The organism is Streptomyces sp. NPDC005004, from assembly GCF_053600675.1.
The window spans coordinates 22,335-40,390 of record NZ_JBSGAH010000027.1 but is presented as its reverse complement, the minus strand read 5'-3'; the positions used below and the strand labels follow the sequence as shown (position 1 = coordinate 40,390).

Here is an 18,056-nt window from a genome sequence, read left to right as displayed (position 1 = left end):
CCCCCCTCAGGAGGTCCGCACCGTGTCCCCCGCTCACGACGTGATCGTCATCGGTCTTGGCGGCATGGGCAGCGCCGCCGCCCGTCATCTGGCCGCGCGCGGCGCCCGGGTACTGGGCCTGGAGAAGTTCGGCCCGGCGCACAACCGGGGCTCCAGCCACGGCGGTTCGCGGATCACCCGGCAGTCGTACTTCGAGGACCCGGCGTACGTGCCACTGCTGCTGCGCGCCTACGAGCTGTACGAGGACGTGGAGCGGGCCACCGGCCGGGAGATCGCGACCCTGTGCGGCGGTGTGATGGTCGGCCCGTCCGACTCGCGCACGGTCGCCGGTTCGCTGCGCTCGGCCACCGAGTGGGACCTGCCGCACGAGCTGCTGGACGCCAAGGAGATCCGCCGCCGCTTTCCGACCCTGAACCCGTACGACGACGAGGTGGCGCTGTACGAGGCGAAGGCCGGCCTGGTCCGCCCCGAGGCCATGGTCTCCGCTCATCTGGAGCTGGCCGCCGCTCAGGGCGCCGACCTGCGCTTCGAGGAGCCGGTGCTGCGCTGGGAGCCGTACGGGGACGGCGTACGCGTCCACACCGCGCGTGCGTCGTACACGGCCGGACAGCTGGTGATCTGCCCCGGGGCGTGGGCGCCGCAGCTCCTTGCCGATCTCGGGGTGCCGGTCACCGTGGAGCGGCAGGTCATGTACTGGTTCCAGCCGAGGGGCGGCACGGAGCCGTTCGTGCCCGAGCGGCACCCCGTCTACATCTGGGAGGACGTGCGAGGCGTCCAGGTCTACGGCTTCCCGGCCATCGACGGGCCCCGACTCGGCGCCAAGGTCGCCTTCTTCAGGAAGGGCCAGGTCACCACGCCGGAGACCATCGACCGGACGGTGCACGAGCACGAGGTGCGGGCCATGGCGGACCACATGTCCCGCTGTGTCCCGGACCTGCCGGGCACCTTCCTCAAGGCCGCGACGTGCATGTACTCCAACACGCCCGACGAGCACTTCGTGATCGCCCGCCACCCCGCGCACCCCGAGTCGGTGTCCGTGGCCTGCGGGTTCTCCGGGCACGGCTTCAAGTTCGTACCGGTGGTCGGCGAGATCCTGGCCGACCTCGCGCTGACCGGCGGGACCGCGCACCCGGTCGGCCTGTTCGACCCCACCCGCTTCAGCACCTCGCCCGGCAGGACCGCCACCCCCGAGCAGGCCGCCGCCCCCGACCCGGGAGACCGCCCGTGACGACGACCCCGATCTCCCCGGCAGACCCCCTCCCCCCGAGCCTGGCCGCCACCCTCCCCGGCGGCCACTACACGGACCCGGAGATCTTCCGGCGCGAACAGGCGGCTCTGTTCGAGTCGATGTGGATGTGCGTGGTGCGCGCCGCCGACCTGGACCGCCCCGGCGCCTACCGCACGGTCCAGGTGGGCCGCGAGAGCGTCGTCGTCACCCGGACCCGCACCGGCGAGCTGCGGGCCTTCCTCAACGTGTGCCGTCACCGGGGCGCCCGGCTGTGCGCCGAGGAGTCCGGGCAGGTGCGCCGGAATCTCCAATGCCCGTACCACGCCTGGACGTACGACCTCGAAGGGCGCCTGATCGCCGCGCCCAACCTGGTGCGGATGCCGGACGTCGACCGGGACCGGTACGGCCTGGTCAAGGTGGCCCTGCGCGAATGGCTCGGCTACGCGTGGGTCTGCCTGGCCGACGAGCCGCCCTCCTTCGAGGACACCGTGGTCCACGCGGCCGTCGAACGGCTCGGCGACCCGGCCGCCATCGAGCACTACGGCACCCAGCGGCTCGCTCTCGGCAAGCGCGTCACCTACGACGTGAAGGCCAACTGGAAGCTCATCGTCGAGAACTTCATGGAGTGCTACCACTGCGCCACGATCCACCCCGAACTCACCGAGGTGCTCCCGGAGTTCGCGCAGGGGTACGCGGCCCAGTACTACGTGGGCCACGGCGCGGAGTTCGGCACCGGGGTCGAGGGCTTCACGGTGGACGGCAGCGCGGGCTTCGACAAGCTCCCCGAGGTGAGCGCGGAGCAGGACCGCCGCTACTACGCGATCACGGTCAAGCCGACGGTGTTCGTGAACCTCGTGCCCGACCACGTCATCCTGCACCGGATGTTCCCGCTGGCCGAGGACCGCACGGTGGTGGAGTGCGACTGGCTGTACGCGCCGGAGGTGGTGGCGTCGGGGGCGGACGTGTCGAAGTCGGTGGAGCTGTTCCACCGGGTCAACGAGCAGGACTTCGCGGCGTGCGAGCGCACCCAGCCGGCGATGTCCTCCCGCGCCTACCGGGCGGGCGGGGTGCTGGTGCCGAGCGAGCACCACATCGGCGGCTTCCACGCGTGGGTGCTGGCCGCGCTCGATGCCAACTCCCGTGACTGAAAAGCGAATCAGCGGGTATCCACCCAGCCTCTTCCTCCTCTCCAGGCCCACCAGGAGCACGACCGATGACCACCACCGAGCCGTCGTCCGGTTCACACCACCAAGACGACGCCGAGCTGGCCGAGTTCGGCTACCGGCCCGAACTCAAGCGCACGCTGGGCAACTTCCACACCTTCGCAGCCGGGATCAGCTACATCTCCATCCTGACCGGCACCTTCCAGCTCTTCTACTTCGGCTACGGCAGCGGCGGTCCGGCCTACTGGTGGTCGTGGCCGATGGTGTTCCTGGGCCAGTTCGCGGTGGCCCTCTGCTTCGCGGAGCTGGCCGCCCGGCATCCGGTCGCGGGCTCCGTCTACAACTGGTCGAAGAAGACGGGCAATCGGCATCTGGGCTGGCTCGCCGGGTGGATGATGCTCATCGCCTCCATCGTGTCCATCGCGGCGGTCGCCCTCGCCTATCAACTGACGCTGCCCCAGATCTCGTCCGTCTTCCAGTTCGTGGGTGACGGCACGGGCACCTACGACGTGGCGACCAACGCGGTCGTGCTCGCCGCTGTGTTGATCCTGTTCACCACGCTGGTCAACGCCTTCGGGGTGCGGCTGATGGCCACGATCAACGCGGCGGGCGTGTTCATCGAGCTGATCGCGAGCGTGGTGCTAATCGTCGCGTTCGCCGTGCACATCACGCGCGGCCCCGGCGTCGTGCTGCACACGAACGGCACCGGCTCCGGCCACAGCGCCGGATATCTCGGCGCCTTCCTGGTGGCCTCGCTGGCGTCGGCGTACGTCATGTACGGCTTCGACACGGCGGCCTCGCTGGGCGAGGAGTCGCTCGACCCCTCGCGCAACGCCCCGCGCGCCATCGTGCGCGCGGTGGTCGCCTCCTTCGTGCTCGGCGGTCTGGTGCTGCTGCTCGCGCTGATGAGCGTGTCGAGCCTGAAGGGCGACAAGCTGTCCACGGACGGCCTCCAGTACGTGGTGCTCGACGTGCTCGGTCCGACGGCGGGCAAGGCGATGCTGTGGTGCGTGCTGATCGCGGTGACGGTGTGCGCGCTCGCGGTGCACACGGCGGCGATCCGGCTGGCCTTCGCGATGGCCCGCGACAACAACCTGCCCGGCTCCGCGCTGCTGGCCCGGGTGAGCCCGCGCTTCAGGACCCCGGTGCTGCCCGCGGTGATCATCGGGGTGCTGGCGCTGGCGATCCTGGTGGTCAACATCCGCCAGCCGCAGATCTTCACCGTGGTCACCAGCATCGGCATCGTGATGATCTACCTCGCCTATCTGGGCGTCACCGCGCCGATGCTGGTCGCCCGGCTGCGCGGCAAGTGGCGTCCGGCGGGCGAGGGCAAGTTCTCGCTCGGCCGCTGGGGGCTGTTCGTCAACGTGGTCGCGGTGGTGTGGGGCGCGGGCATGACGCTGAACCTGCTCTGGCCTCGCGCCGCCGTCTACAACGCGACCGCGCCCTACCACTGGTATCTGCGCTGGGGCGCGGTGCTGTTCGTGGCCGTGATCGCCGGGGGCGGGTTCGCCTACTACTGGTTCGTGCAGCGCCACCGCACCGGGGTGCTCGCCGGGCACCGGCTGGAGGAGCCCGCGCCGGACACGACGCGGAGCACGCCGGCTGCCGACTGAATTCCGTCTCAGGGGAGGGCTGTTGCGATGAGCGGCGACACGTTCGACTACGTGGTGGTCGGCGGCGGCACGGCGGGCAATGTCGTCGCCGCCCGGCTGTCGGAGGACCCGTCCGTCACGGTGTGCGTGCTGGAGGCGGGACCGAGCGACGTGGGCGTGGACGACGTGCTCCGCCTGGAGCGCTGGATGGGCCTGCTGGAGTCCGGGTACGACTGGGACTATCCGGTCGCGCCGCAGGAGAACGGCAACAGCTTCCTGCGCCATGCCCGGGCGAGGGTCCTCGGCGGCTGCTCCTCGCACAACTCCTGCATCGCCTTCTGGGCCCCGGCCGAGGACCTGGACGGCTGGGCGGCCCGGGGCTGCACGGGCTGGGGCGCGGCCGACCTGTTCCCGCTGTACCGGCGCGTGGAGGACAACGACGCGCCCGGCGAGCACCACGGCCGCGGCGGCCCGGTGCGACTGCGCACGGTCAAGGGCGCCGACCCGTGCGGCGCGGCCGTGCTGAAGGCGTGCGCGCAGGCGGGGATACCGACGGTGCCGTTCAACTCGGGCCGGACGGTGGTGCGCGGGGCCAACTGGTTCCAGATCAACGCCGACGAGAACAACGTCCGCCAGTCCTCCTCCGTGGCCTACCTCCACCCGGTGCTCGGCAAGCGGCCCAACCTGGAGGTGCGCACGGGGGTACGGGCGAAACGGCTGCTCCTGGAGGGGCGGCGGTGCGTGGGCGCGGAATATCTGGACCCCGACCTCGTCCACACCCGCACGGTGCGCGCCCGCCGCGAGGTGATCGTCTCCTGCGGCTCGATCGACTCCCCCAAGCTGCTCATGCTCTCCGGCATCGGCCCCGCCGCCCATCTCCGCGAGACCGGCATCGAACCGGTCGTGGACTCCCCCGGCGTCGGCGCGAACCTCCAGGACCACCCGGAGGGCGTCATCATGTGGGAGGCCCGGCAGCCCATGCCCACCACCTCCACCCAGTGGTGGGAGGCGGGCATCTTCTACGACACGGAACCGGGCCTTGACCGCCCGGACCTGATGTTCCACTACGGCTCGGTGCCGTTCGACATGAACACGGTCCGCTGGGGCTATCCGACCTCGGAGAACGCGTTCTGTCTGACCCCCAACGTGACCCGGGCGAGGTCGCGCGGGACGGTACGGCTGCGCACGCCAGACTTCCGCGACAAGCCGGTGGTGGACCCGCGCTACTTCACCGACGAGCACGACGTGCGGGTGATGACGTACGGGCTGCGGCTGGCCCGGCGGATCGCGGAGCAGCCCGCGCTGGCGGGGTGGGCGGGGGCGGAACTGGCTCCCGGTCCGGAGGTGCGGACGGATGACGAGTTGCTGGAGTACATCCGGCGGACGCACAACACCGTGTACCACCCCTCGTGCACGGTCCGGATGGGCGGGGCGGACGACCCTGTGGCCCCCCTCGACCCACGGCTGCGGGTCAAGGGGATCGCGGGTCTGCGGGTGGCCGACGGTTCGGTGATGCCGGACCTGATCTCGGTGAACCCGTGCATCACGACGATGGTGATAGGCGAGAAATGCGCGGACCTTCTGAGAGAGGACGCCTGAACTCCCTCAAGGGAGCGGGGAACTGCGCGACCAGCCGGGGACGGCCCGCAGCTCCCCACACACCCTAGGAATTCACACTGGCCGGCCGCTTGAACATCCGCGTCGCCGTGATCTCACTGTGCGCCTCCCCCGCCTGCGGCGGCTGCGGCAGGCCCGGCCGGAGGTGCTCCTCCACACTGATGTACTTCAACCCGGCCCGGAGGTCGGCATCGTTCCGCAGCCGGATGACCAAGGGGAACTCGGCCAGCGCCGTGGTGTCGAAGAGCCCCGTGGTGTACAGCAGCTGCACGCCCAGCGCATCCGACACGGCCCGCTGAAGCTCCAGCAGATAAGTGGCGTTGGCGCGACCGATCGGGTTGTCCAGGAACAGCGTCCCCGCGTGCCGGTGCTTGTCGCGGCCGCGGTCGTTGGAGCGGAGGGCGGCCATCGTGCAGTAGAGGGCGATGGCGGCGGTGAGGAGCTGGCCGCCGGAGAAGACGTCGCCCATCTGCCCGACGGGCACCCGCTCGGCGCGCAGCACGGCGTCGGGCTTGAGGATCTCGACGGCGATGCCCTTCGGCTCGAGGGCGGCGGCGACGCCGCGCAGGAGGAGGGACATGCCGTCGCGGCGCAGGTCGGAGTTCTTCTTGACGGCGGCGCGGGTGGCCTCGTCGATGACCTCGCCGAGGCGTTCGGTGAGGGTCGCCTGGTCGGGCTCCTCGAAACGGATGCGCAGGAACTCCTGGCCCGACCACTCCCCCAGCCCCTCGGGCAGCCGGGAGAGCCGCTGGGCGGAGCGGAGGGTGGCCAGCGAGGTCTCCACGAGGCCGCGCAGGCGGTCCACGATGGAGTCGCGGTTGCGCTCCAGCTGGGCGAGTTCGTCGGTGAGGACGCGCAGCCGGGGGGCGAAGGCGTCGGCCCACTTCTGGGCGTGCTCGGGCAGGGCGGAGGCGGGCAGTTCGCGGATCTGCTGCCGGGCGGGGGTGCGGACCTGCTCGTAGCGGGTGGAGTTGGCGTGCCGGACCAGGATGTCGCTTGCCTCGCGGACGGCGGCGTCGGCGGCGGAGAGGTCGGCGGCGCAGCCGCGCAGGGAGCGGCGGGTGTCGGCGGCGGCCTGGCGGGCGTCGTCCAGGGTGCCCGGGTAGGGCTCGGGGTTCTCCGGCTCGTCCTCGGGGGTGGTCTGCTCGCGCAGGAGGTCGCGGAGCATGGCCGCGATCTCGTCGAACCCGGCGGCGCCGTCCTCGGCGGCGCGGTGAGCCTGGAGGAGTTCGGCGTGGGCGTCGCGCGCCTCGGTCAACGCCTCGACGCGGGAGGCGAGTTCGGCGGTGGCGGTGCGCAGCAGGGCCTGGGCGTGCTCGGCGTCGCGCGGGAGCAGCTCCTCGGGCAGCTCGGTGTGGGCGTCGCCCTCCTCGGGGGCGTGCCGTTCGGCCTCGCCGCGCAGCCGGCCGAGCTGTTCGCTCGCGGTCGACATGCGGGTCTCCAGGAGCTGGACCAGTTCCTCGGCGCGTGCGGCGGCGGCCTGCCGGGAGGGGCCGTCGGAGCCGTCCGGGGAGGTCAGGAGCTGTTCGGCGCGGGTGCGGACCTTGTTGCTGAGCCGGTCGAGCTCGGTGCGGGCGGCGCTCTCGTCGCTCTCGGCGCGGGCCTGTTCGGCGCGCAGGTCGGCGCCGACGCCTACCTTCTCGTACACCTGGGAGGCGGCACGGTACGCCTCGCGCAGCGCGGGCAGCGACGCCTCGGGGGCGCCTTCGGTGTCCTCGGGCACGTCGTCGGGGGCGCCGGCGATCTCGGCGCGCTCGGCGCGCAGCGCGCGGGCGGTGCGGCGCGCGTCGTCGGCGGCGCGCTGGGCGGCGCGGCGGTCCTCGTCGGCGGCGCGGGCGCGTTCCAGGCAGGACTGGGTGCGGGCCTCGGACTCGGCTGCCTCGTCGGCCAGTTCGCGCAGCTTGAGCTGCCATCCGGCGCGCTCGCGCAGCCGGTGGGCGAGTCCGGCGAGGGCGTCGGCGGCGCGGCGGGCGCGCTGTGCCGCCTCCTGCCGTTCGTCGCGGAGCTGTACGGCCTCGGCGGCGGTCTCGTCGGCCTCCGCGCGCAGGGTGCGGGCCTCGGCGAGTTCGGCCTCGGTCTCCTCGGCGAAGGCGCGGGCCTCGGCGGCGGTCTCGGCGAGTTCGGTGAGGCGTCCGGCGGGGCAGCCGGTGCGCCAGGAGGAGAGGCGGGCGGCGAGTTCGCGGTCCTTGCCGAGGCGGGCGGCGAGGGCACGGATCTCCTCGTCGCGGGCGGCGGCGCGGGCGCGCAGCGCTTGGCGCTCCTCGTCGGCGGCGAACTCGTCGTGCATGGCCGGGTTCGGCGGGACGAGGAACACGTCGCCCGGTGTCGTGTCGGCGGCCGGGGCGGGCGCGAGCAGGGCGGCGGCGGTGCCGACGGCGACGGCGGAGCGCGGGAGCAGCGCGGCGTCGCCGAGTGCCTCGCGGGCGCGGGCGTGGGTGTCGGGGTCGGTGATGATGACGCCGTCGACCAGTTCGGGCCGGGTGGCGAGCACGCGCGCGTGGTCGGCGGGGTCGACGGACTGGGCGAGGTAGCGCCAGCCGGGCAGCGCCGGGATGCCGTGTTCGCCGAGGAACTCGACGGTGGCCAGCACGTCGGGTCCGGGCGGCAGCAGGCCGCCGTCGCCGAGGGCGGCGAGGATGCGGGTGTCGTCGGCGGCGGCGGTGCGCAGCTCGAACAGGCTGCGCTCGGCGGCGGAGACGGCGTCGTCGAGGAGGGACTTCAACTCGTCGGCGTACCGGTCGAGTTCCTCGACGGCGAGCGGGCTCTCGCTGTCGTCGTGGGCGTCCTCGGCGCCGTCGCGCTGTGCGGGGACGGCGGCGCGGGTGGTGGGCAGGCCGAGCAGTTCCGCGAGGCGTTCCTCGGCGGCCAGGGCCTCGGCCAGGCGGCGTTCGGCCTGGTGGGCGCGGTCGGCGGCGGTGGCGGCGTCGGCGGCGCGGGCGGCGGTGAGTTCGGCGCGGGACTCGGCGGCGGCGGCCTCGCGGGCGCGTTCGACGGCGCTGCGGGCCGCCTCGCGGGCCTCGTCCCAGGCGGCGACGGTGGTCTTCTCGGCGTCGCTCGCGGCGAGCGCGGCGCGGGCCGGGTCGGCGTCCGGGGCGCTGTCGTCCAGCCAGCCCGCGCGGACCGCCTCGGCCGTCTCCTGCTCGACCTCTTCGAGGCGCTGGCGCAGGTGTCCGGCCTCGCTGCGGGCGCGCTGGGCCTCGGTGGCGGCGGTGGTGGAGTCGCGGTAGGCGCCGTCACCGGCCTCCTGGAGGGCGGCGGAGCGCTCCTCCTCCTCGTTGGCGAGGCTCTCGGCGCGCTCGGCGGCGGCGTGCAGGGCGCGTACGAGGTCGACAGCGGCCTTGGCGCGGGCGGCGAGCGCGGGGGCCGCGTCGCGTTCGGCCTCCTGGATCGCGGCGGACACGCGCGCGACGCGGTCGGCGGCGGCGCGGTGGCGCAGCACGGCCTCGGCGGCCTGCCAGGCGGAGTACAGGGTCCGGGCGTCGGCCAGTTCGCGCTTCTGCGCGGCGGCGGCCTTCTCGGCGGCGGCGAGCGCCAGCGAGGCGTGCCGGTAGGCGAGTTCGGCGGTGACGAGGGAGCTGCGCTCGCGGGCGCCCTCGGAGTGGGTGACGGTGTAGGCGGCGGCCGTGACCCGCTGGGCGAGGTCGGCGGCGCGGACCCGCTCGCGCACGGCGCGCGCGGAGAGCCTGCGGGCCAGGGTGCGGGTGCGGCGCTCGGCGCCCGTGTGGATCTCGCGGGCGCGGGCGCGGGCGTCGGCGGACTCCACGATGCGGCCGAGCAGGTCGACGGAGCCCGCCGTGAAGTCGCGTTCCGCGATGAGTTCGGCGCGCCGCCCCAGCTTGTTGCCGAAGCCGCTGACCAGGTCCGCGAGGCCGTCGGTGTCGCGGGTGTCGGTGACGGCGCGCAGCAGCAGGTCGGTGAAGTCGGAGTCCTTCTTGACCGCGAAAAGACCGGCGGCCTCGCCCTCGTCGGCGTTCATCTCCCGCTGGTAGCGGAAGAGTTCGGGGTCGAGGCCGAGCTCGCCGAGGTGCTCGGTCCAGCGCTCGTGGATCTCCTCCCAGTGCACTTCCAGGTGGGGGTAGTTCTTGCCGAACTCGGTGAGGGCGTCGCGGAAGCCCTTCATGGTGCGGCGGCGGCCCCGCGCGCCGGAGGTGCCCTCGACGGGCGGTCGTACGGCGGTGGCCTCCGCGACCGGCAGGTTGTCGAGGCTGAGCCCGGGGCCGGGCCGGAAGGAGTACCAGGCTTCCGCGAACTTGCGCGGGTCGTTGGACACCTGGCGGCCGCGCCACTCGCTGGCCTTGCCGACGACCACGCACTCACCGGTCAGCACGTGCTGCCACTCCAGGGCGACATGGCCGCAGTCGTCGGCGAGCAGGAACTTGCGCAGCACGCCGGAGCTGGCGCCGCCGAGGGTGTTGCGGTGGCCCGGGAGCATCACCGAGAAGATCAGCTTCAGCAGGACGGACTTGCCGCCGCCGTTCTCCAGGAAGAGCACGCCCGCGGGCGCGGGGCGGCGCGGCGGTCCCGACGGCTCCTCCTCGAAGAACTCCGCCTGGGCGGGCGCCGGCTCGGGCACGGGGGCGCCCACGCCGCGCATGTCGAGCACGGTGTCGGCGTAACGCGCGCCGGCGGGCCCGATGGAGTAGAGGCGGACGCGGGACAGCTCGTACATGGCGGACTCTCGTCGTAAGGCTTCGAACAGGGTGCGGTGGTGCGTCGGGGGCGGCGGGGCCCGGGTGCCGTCAGGAGTGGAACGGCAGCCCGGCGTCGGCGACCAGGTCGAGGTCGTCGCTCTCCTCGGCGGGCAGCAGGCTCGCAACGGCGCCGGTGTCCGGGACTATGCCCAGCTCAAGCAGCTCGGCGAGGGCCGCGCCGCCCGCCATGTCGCGCACCTGGAGCTGATAGCGGGGCGTGGTGCGGTAGGTGCCGCCGCCCTCGTCCCCGGTGCGCTGGAGGAACCCGGAGTCGGTGAGGAACCCGAGCGCCTTGGCGACGATACCGGTGGTGGAGGCGGCCGGACGCCGGGCGTCCTTGGTGGCACCGGTGGCACTGCGCCGCGCCCAGATCCGCCACGCGGCCTCCAGCCCGGGCGCGTCGGTCGCCGGGTCGGTGTTCTCCCCCTCCTCCTGCGCCCGCTCCTCGAGCCGCCGGCACGCCTGCCGTACGAAGGCGTCCACGCCGTTGACGGTCACCCGCCCGATGTAGGAGTCGTCGGCCAGGTCCTCCGGACGCGGGAACGCCAGTGCGGCGACGGACAGATGTGCCAGCCCGTGCAGGAACCGGTCCCCGGAGTCGGCGGTGGTCCGGCGCGCGTAGTCGCCCATCCGCACCGCGAACACCGAGTCCTCCGCCGCCGTCACCGCCATCCCCGCCCGCGCCGACACTTCCAGCACCACGAGCCCGAGACCACTGGCCACGGCATCAGCGAGCCGCGCGAACGGCGGATCCTCCCGGTACCGGCGCAGCAGATCCGTGTACTCCTGATCCCGCGCGGGCTGCAGCTTGGGCTGCAGCCCGAAGGCGACGAGCCGAGCGGCGTCGGCGGCGTCGGCGGGGGTAACGGCGGCGGCCGACGGCGCCGGGGCTTCGACGTCGCTCCACTCGACGGGCTCGGTCACGGTTGAGGCTCCTTGGTGATCTGGAAAACGAGGGGCAGGACAACTCCATGAAGGGCGCGGGGAACTGCGCGACACGCCGCAACGAACCCGCACGCGCGCACAGGCGGCAGACCCATCACGCCCCCTCCGTCCGATCCGCAGCCATACCCGCCGCATCCAACAGAGCCGTCCCCACGATGAGATCCGCCCCACCGAACTCCGGGTCCTCCAACTCGGTCCCGTCGTCCACGGCGAACAGCAGCTTCTCCTCACCCTGCCGATAGGCCGTACCCACCGGAGGACTCGCCGCATGAACAGCCAGCAGCGCGACCAGATAAGGAAGTTCGGGATCCTGCCGACGCGCGTCAGCGAGCAGTCCGGACAACCGCCGCGGAGCGTCCGGCGGCAAGGAAAGCAACTCCATCGCCGCCCCCAACTGCTCCTCACTGAACCGACTGTCGTCCGGCGTGGCAATGAGATCCGGCTCCGGCATCTCCGCCCCGAGATGCTCCCGCTCCACAGGCGGCGTAAGCAAAATGTCCACAAGGTCGGCCACCCGCACGGACACCGGCGTACGCAACCCCGTCCCGCGCGCGAAGAACGCGTCGGTGACCCGGATCGCCTGCTCCACCGGCAACGGCAGCACGGGCGCGACGAGATGCCCGTACAGGTCGATGCCGGCGGCCCCCGTGGGCGTGGCGAAGGCCTGACGGTCCTGCTCGGCGCGGAACAGCGGCCCCGCCTCCAGCAACCGCGACTGGAGCTGGGTGTGCCGCCGGATGCAGTCCTTGACGATGTCGACCAGCTCGGCGGCGCGCCGCTTGTGCTCGGGCTCCTCCGTCTCGTCGCGGGCCTTGCGGATGTTGGTGAGGATCGCGTTCTCGTGGCGGTAGCGGTCGGCCACGTGGTCCAGCGCCTCGGCGATCATGTCGGGCACGGCGTTGAGCCAGTCGACCGCGCGGACGTTGCGCCGGGTGGCCTCCAGGGCGCGGCGCAGCGTCTCGGAGTACTGCACGGTGCGGTAGCGGGCCTGCTCGGCGGCGAGCTGGGCGTCGGCGAGGCGCCCCCGGCTGATCAGCACCTCCAGCTTGACCTCGGCGGCGATCTGGGCGCTGGTGACGTCGGTGTCCAGGGCGCCGACGAGGACGTTGACCGCCTCGTCGGTGGTGCGCAGGTAGACGGTGCCACCGGGCCCGGGGACCTCTTCGATCAGCTTGAAGTCGTAGTCGCGGCGCACGTAGCTGCCGTCCGCCGCGAAGGTGCCGTAGACCGCGCGGAAGCCCCGGTCGGCGCTGCCGACGTTGATCAGGTTCTCCAGGACCCAGCGGGCCACGCGCTCGTGCTCGGGGGCGGGGCGGTGCGGGGCCTGGGCGGCGATGCGCGGGACGAGCCGGGCCACTATCTGGTCGTGGTCGGCGCCCGTGTCGAAGTCCATGTTGAGCGTGACCAGGTCGATGGCGGCCAGGGCCACCTCGGCCATGCCGTACACCGAGTACTCGCCGGCCAGGTTGGCCTTGCGCGCGTCCAGGTCGTGCAGCGGCGCGGTGCAGGCGAGCGCGCGCAGCCGCCGCGCCAGGCCCTCGTCGGCGGCGGGGCCCGGCGCCGGGCGCGGCGCCGCGCTGAGCTGGGGCGGAACGCTGTCCGTCGTTGCAGGCGAAGTCACGGTGCACAGATTAGGTCCTCGATCTGACAACAACCCAAACGGCGCAGAAGCGACGGGCGTCACAGCGGCGCGAGACCGCCCGCGCGGGGCGGTCAAGAGCCGTTCGTACGAGGGGTCATGGCGCCGGGGACCGGATCGGGTGAACCGGATCGGAGCCGGTCCGCCGCACCGGCACCCGCCGGACGGCGGTGCGGGGTGCGGGCCACGGCCGCACGGACGACAGCGCGGCCAGCGCCCCCGCCGTCTCCGCCGACGCGCGGGCGTCCAGTTCGGCTCCCGTCCCGTGACGTGTCTCCTCGGCGGCCAGGCGCAACAGTCCGGGCAGCAGGTCGGTGCAGCGCCGGGCCACCCAGCCGGTGCCCGCGGTGGCCAGCCACCACAACCGCGCGGCCCGGGTCGGAGCGGGGTGTTCGGGGTCGGGGGACGGCGGGGCGCCGGTGGCCAGGCCCGCGCGGGCGAGTACGGCGTGGCAGCGGGCGGCGAGGTGCCGGTGGCCGCGTTCGCCGGGGTGCAGCCGGTCGGCGCTCCGCAGGGCGGGGTCGGTGAGCCAGGCGCCCTCGTGGGCGTGCAGATGGACCGCGCCGTACCGGTCGGACAGTGCGTGGGTCACGGCGTTGACGGCGCGTTGCCGCCGGGCCAGCGGGCGGGCGAGCGCGGCGGGCAGGCCGAGGAGGGTGCCGGGGTCGGGCAGGCAGAGGGTGAGCAGGGTGGCGCCCTGATCGGTGAAGGCGGCGTAGATCCGGTCGAGTCCGTCGGCCACCTCGTGGATGTCGAAGGAGCCGCGCAAGGTGTCGTTGACGCCGACAGCCACGGACACCAGGTCGGGACGGAGCCCGAGCCCCGCCGGGGTCTGCCGGTGCAGCACGTCGCGGACGCGGGCCCCGCTGACGGCGAGGTTGGCGAACTCCACCCGCCCGGGGGCCGCCCTCAGCCCGCCCGCCAGCAGGGCCGCCCAGCCGCGCGCCCCGCCGGGAGCGGGGTCGCCCACGCCCTCGGTGAGCGAGTCGCCGAGGGCCACGAAGCGCAGGGTTCTCATACGGCGCCCTCCTCGCGCTCGCGCGCCACGCCGTGCTCCCGTACGGCGTCCTCTCCCCTGCCGGGCCGACGCGTGCCGCCCCCGAGCACCGGCGCGTCGTGAGCCGCCAGGAACGACTCCACCGCCGCTCCCCACCCGAAGCGCTCGGCACGCGCGCGTGCCGCCGCGCGCCGTACCCGCTCCGGCCGGTCGAGCAGCGTCTCCACCGCGTCCGCGAACCCCGCGCCGTGGTCGGTCGCGACGGCGCCCGCCGACCCGACGACCTCGGGCAGCGCGGAGGACGCGCTCACCGCGACGGGCGTCCCGCACGCCATGGCCTCCAGCGCGGACAGCCCGAAGGTCTCGGCGGGACCCGGTGCCAGGCACACGTCGGCGGCCGCCTGGAGCGCGCCGAGGGCGGCACGGTCGCCGATGTGACCGGCGAAGAGGACGGGCAGCCCGCCTTGGCGCGCGCGTGTCTCCAGGCGGGCGCGCAGCGGGCCGTCGCCGGCCACCACCAGTACCGCCCGCCGCCCACGCCGCAGCAGCACCTCCAGGGCGTCGAGAGCCGTACCCGGCCGCTTCTCCACGGACAGCCGCGAGCACAGCAGGAGCAGCGTCTCGTCCCCGCGCGCGTACGCCGCACGCGGACCCCCTTGCCGGAGCGCCGGGTGCCGTTCCGTCAGGTCGACGCCCAGCGGGGCGCGGACGACGTTGCGCGCGCCGACGCGCAGGAACTCGCGCGCGGCGAACTCCGTCGTGCACACCACGCGCGTGTAGGCGTGCGCGGTGCGGGTGTTGAGGGCGTCGGCGCCCCGCCGGGAGAGGTGTTCGGGCACGCCCCAGGTGCGCAGCACGCCGTCGGCGGTCTCGTGCGAGACCATGACGGCCGGTACCCGGGCGCGCCGCGCCCACCGTCCGGTCCAGCGCAGGGTCGTACGGTCGGAGACCTCCAGCCGGTCGGGGGCCAGCTCCTCCAGGAGGGCGGCGACGCGGGTCCGTCCGGTCAGGACGCGGTAGCCGCCGGTGCCGGGCAGCAGAGGTCCGGGGAGGGTGATGACGCGGCCCTGCTCGGTCTCACGGTCGGTGTGCCGGGCGCCGGGGACGACGAGCACGGGCTCGTGGCCCGCGAGGCGATAGCCCCGGCCCAGTTCGCGCAGGGCCGTGCGCAGACCGCCGGAGGCCGGGGCGACGAAGTTGGCGAGCCGCACGATGCGCAGCGGCCGGGCGTTCGCACCGCCGCTCATGCCGCCACCGCCGCACGGCGGGCCGCGAGCACGTCGGCGTAGTGGGCGAGAAGGCGGTCGCCCACGGCCGTCCAGGTGCGCTGTTCGACGGCCGCGCGCCCGGCGGCGCCGTAGGCCGTGCGCAGTGCCGGGTCGGCGGCGAGGGCGCGTACGGCGTCGCGCAGGGTGGGCGCGTCGTCCGGCGGGACCAGGAGTCCGGTGCGGCCGTGGTCGACGAGGTCGAGCGGGCCGCCGACGGCGGGGGCGATCACGGGCACCCCGCTGGCCATTGCCTCCTGGACGGTCTGGCAGAACGTCTCGAAGGGGCCGGTGTGCGCGAACACGTCCAACGAGGCGAAGATCCGGGCGAGTTCATCGCCCTCGCGGCGCCCGAGGAACACCGCGCCGGGCAGCGCCCCGGTGAGGTGCGCCCGGCTGGGTCCGTCACCCACGACGACGACCCGTACCCCGTCCAGACCGCAGATCCCGGCGAGGAGGTCGACGCGCTTCTCGGGGGCGAGCCGGCCGACGTAGCCGACGATCAGCTCGCCGTTCGGGGCGAGTTCGCGGCGCAGCGTCTCGTCGCGCCGGTCGGGCCGGAAGCGGACGGTGTCCACGCCCCGGGGCCACAGCCGCAGCCGGGGCACGCCGTGCGCGGCGAGGTCGGATAGCGCGGCGGTGGAGGGGGCGAGGGTGAGATCGGCGGCGGAGTGGACGGCGCGGATGCGTCGCCAGGCGGGCGCCTCACCCGCGCCGAGGTAGGTGCGCGCGTATCCGGCGAGGTCGGTCTGGTAGACGGCGACGGCGGGGATGCCGAGGCGGGCGGCAGCGGCCATGCCACGCACGCCGAGGACGAAGGGGCCGGCCAGATGGACCAGGTCGGCGCCGTGCGCGGTGAGCGCGGCGGCCAGGCGTCTGCTGGGCAGCGCGACACGGACCTGGGGGTAGCCGGGCAGGGGCAGGGAGGGGACGCGGACGACGGGGTACGGCTCCGGGCCGTACGGGGTGCCGGGCGCGGGTGCGGGGGCGAGGACAAGGGGGGCGTGACCGCGCTCGGCCAGGTGCCGGGCGGTCTGGTGGGCGCAGTGGGCGACGCCGTTCACATCGGGCGGAAAGGATTCGGTCACGATGACGACACGCATACGGCTGTTCTCGCCATGCCAGACGTGTCCGCGTCGACGTCGATCTGTCCGGGCGGGGAACGTCCCATGAGCGTTGACCCCGCAAGGGGCGGAAGGCGTGGCCCGCGCGGAGAGCCGGAGGGCGTCGCTCCGCGCGCGGGGCCGGCCGTCGCGTGCGGCCGGCCCCGAGGGGATCACATGGTCTGCGCGTCCGGTCCGATGCGGCTGCGGACCGCCGTCTGGACCTCGGCCTCCTCGGCCGGGTCGGCGGCGAGGCGGCGCAGGCGCTCGACCACGCGGGCGTCGCCGGTCTCGGCGTGCCGGGCGGCCAGTTCACGGGTGGTCTCCTCGCAGTCCCACAGGCATTCGACGGCGAAGCCGGTGGCGAAGGAGGGGTCGGTGGCGGCGAGGGCGCCGGCGGCGCGGCCGCGCAGATGGGAGGAGGCCGTCTCGCGGTAGACGTGGCGCAGGACGGGGGCCGCGCAGGCGATGCCCAGGCGTCCGGCGCCGTCGACCAGGGTCCACAGGGTGGGCGCGTCGGGTCCCTCGCCCCGTACGGCCTCGCGCAGGGCGCCGAGGACGAGGTCGCCGTCCTGGGCGGTGCCCCGGCAGGCGAGGACGCGTCCGGCGGCGGCGCCGAGCGCGTCGGGCCGCTCGGCCCAGCGGCGCGCGTGTTCCACGGCCGCCACGGTCCGCATCCGCTCGAAGGCGTCGACGGCGGCCTCGACGACCCCGGCGCTGCCGTCGGCGACGGCGGCCTCGATCAGCGGGAGGGCGTCGGGGTCCGCGCTGTCGGCGAGATGGCGCAGGGCCGTGCAGCGGGCGCCCTCGGTGCCCGTGCGGGCGGCCTCCAGGATCTCCGCGCGGTCCTCGGGTCCGGCCACGGCGGCCAGACAGCGGGCGGCGGGGACGTGGAGGGCGGCGCCGCGCTCCAGGCCCTGCTGGGCCCAGTCCAGGACGGCGGCCACGCTCCAGCCGGGGCGCGGTCCCGCGGGCCGCATCTGCCGCTGCCAGCGGTCGAAACTGCCCGCCTCCTGCGCGGCGCGCACCCGGGTGGCGATGGACGTGCGCGGGTCCTCGGCCCACAGCCGCCAGGGCCGGGGTTCGAAGGCGTCGCGCACGGTGGCGGCCAGCTCGGCGTCGCCCGCCGGGTCGGCGGGGAAGCGGGCGAGCACGGGGGCGGCGAGGGCGCGCAGGCCCGCGTCGTCGTCGCGCAGCGCCAGCTCGTCCAGGGCCCAGGCCCAGTTGGTGCCGTGGGCGGCGTACCGGCGCAGCAGCGCGAGTGCGTCCAGGCGGCCGTAGGAGGCGAGGTGGCCGAGGACGGCGAGGGCGAGTCCGGTGCGGGACTCGTCGCGGTCGAGGATGTCCTCGGCGCCGAAGAGGTGGGCCTCGACGGCGTCCAGCTCGCCGTTCAGGTCGAGGTAGAGCCGGGCGTAGTACAGGGAGCGGTTCTCCACCTGCCAGTCGTGGCGGGGGTCGTGGAGGACGCAGTGGTCGAGGGCTTCGAGCGCTTCCGCGCGGGGGGCGGTGAGCGCGTGCAGGGTGCCGTCGCCGCGGCCCCTCTGCAACAGGCCCAGCAGGGTGCCGCTGGGCGCTATGACCGGATCGAACATGGGAAACAGCCTCACATCAAGCGTCGACGCAACCGGGGAACACGCATTACCTGGCCGCGTGACACAACGTCGGAGCGCCCGCCGTCTCTTGCTTGCCGAAGACCATTTCTCTCTGCCTCTCGTAGGTGGCCCATGCGGACCGCGTCACGGCCCGCGTGGTGCGGCAACTCCTGCCCAGCCCCCGCGTCCGTGAATCACGTCGTCATGATGACCCGCGGTCT

11 protein-coding genes are annotated in these 18,056 nt (G+C 74.1%); 4 read left to right on the top strand and 7 right to left on the bottom strand.

Going from position 1 to position 18,056, the window contains the following annotated elements; translation table 11 throughout:
- Positions 1-22 precede the first annotated feature (22 nt).
- From solA to ACWEEU_RS28030, 4 genes are all read left to right on the top strand, one after another.
- On the top strand, positions 23-1,228 hold the full coding sequence (solA, locus tag ACWEEU_RS28045) for an N-methyl-L-tryptophan oxidase (RefSeq protein WP_451735969.1): 1,206 nt from the start codon (positions 23-25) through the stop codon (positions 1,226-1,228).
- Entirely contained in the window at positions 1,225-2,376 is a 1,152-nt protein-coding gene (locus ACWEEU_RS28040; protein WP_451735966.1) for an aromatic ring-hydroxylating oxygenase subunit alpha, read from the top strand. Before solA ends, ACWEEU_RS28040 begins: the two co-directional genes overlap by 4 nt.
- 65 nt (positions 2,377-2,441) lie before the next feature.
- On the top strand, positions 2,442-4,007 hold the full coding sequence (locus ACWEEU_RS28035) for an APC family permease (protein ID WP_451735963.1): 1,566 nt from the start codon (positions 2,442-2,444) through the stop codon (positions 4,005-4,007).
- A 27-nt stretch (positions 4,008-4,034) separates the two neighbouring features.
- On the top strand, positions 4,035-5,585 hold the full coding sequence (locus ACWEEU_RS28030; RefSeq protein WP_451735960.1) for a GMC family oxidoreductase: 1,551 nt from the start codon (positions 4,035-4,037) through the stop codon (positions 5,583-5,585).
- Positions 5,586-5,649: 64 nt separating this feature from the next.
- Here ACWEEU_RS28030 and ACWEEU_RS28025 read toward each other — a convergent pair whose 3' ends face one another.
- From ACWEEU_RS28025 to ACWEEU_RS27995, 7 genes are all read right to left on the bottom strand, one after another.
- Positions 5,650-10,272, bottom strand: coding sequence for a hypothetical protein (locus ACWEEU_RS28025; protein WP_451735957.1), 4,623 nt, complete (start codon positions 10,270-10,272; stop codon positions 5,650-5,652).
- A gap of 70 nt (positions 10,273-10,342) precedes the next feature.
- Positions 10,343-11,218 carry a hypothetical protein gene (locus tag ACWEEU_RS28020; protein ID WP_385745510.1) on the bottom strand — a complete coding sequence of 292 codons (876 nt, stop codon included), beginning with the start codon at positions 11,216-11,218 and terminating at the stop codon, positions 10,343-10,345.
- A gap of 115 nt (positions 11,219-11,333) precedes the next feature.
- Entirely contained in the window at positions 11,334-12,860 is a 1,527-nt protein-coding gene (locus ACWEEU_RS28015; RefSeq protein WP_385745508.1) for a hypothetical protein, read from the bottom strand.
- 115 nt (positions 12,861-12,975) lie between these two features.
- Entirely contained in the window at positions 12,976-13,896 is a 921-nt protein-coding gene (locus tag ACWEEU_RS28010) for an SGNH/GDSL hydrolase family protein (RefSeq protein ID WP_451735953.1), read from the bottom strand.
- Positions 13,893-15,122 (bottom strand): glycosyltransferase, encoded by a 1,230-nt coding sequence (locus ACWEEU_RS28005; RefSeq protein ID WP_451735950.1) that lies wholly within the window; start codon positions 15,120-15,122, stop codon positions 13,893-13,895. The genes ACWEEU_RS28010 and ACWEEU_RS28005 overlap by 4 nt, the downstream gene beginning before the upstream one ends.
- On the bottom strand, positions 15,119-16,243 hold the full coding sequence (locus ACWEEU_RS28000) for a glycosyltransferase family 4 protein (RefSeq protein ID WP_451735947.1): 1,125 nt from the start codon (positions 16,241-16,243) through the stop codon (positions 15,119-15,121). Before ACWEEU_RS28000 ends, ACWEEU_RS28005 begins: the two co-directional genes overlap by 4 nt.
- 173 nt (positions 16,244-16,416) lie before the next feature.
- Positions 16,417-17,835: a HEAT repeat domain-containing protein gene (locus ACWEEU_RS27995; RefSeq protein WP_451735944.1), complete on the bottom strand. Its 1,419-nt coding sequence runs from the start codon at positions 17,833-17,835 to the stop codon at positions 16,417-16,419.
- Positions 17,836-18,056: the final 221 nt, after the last annotated feature.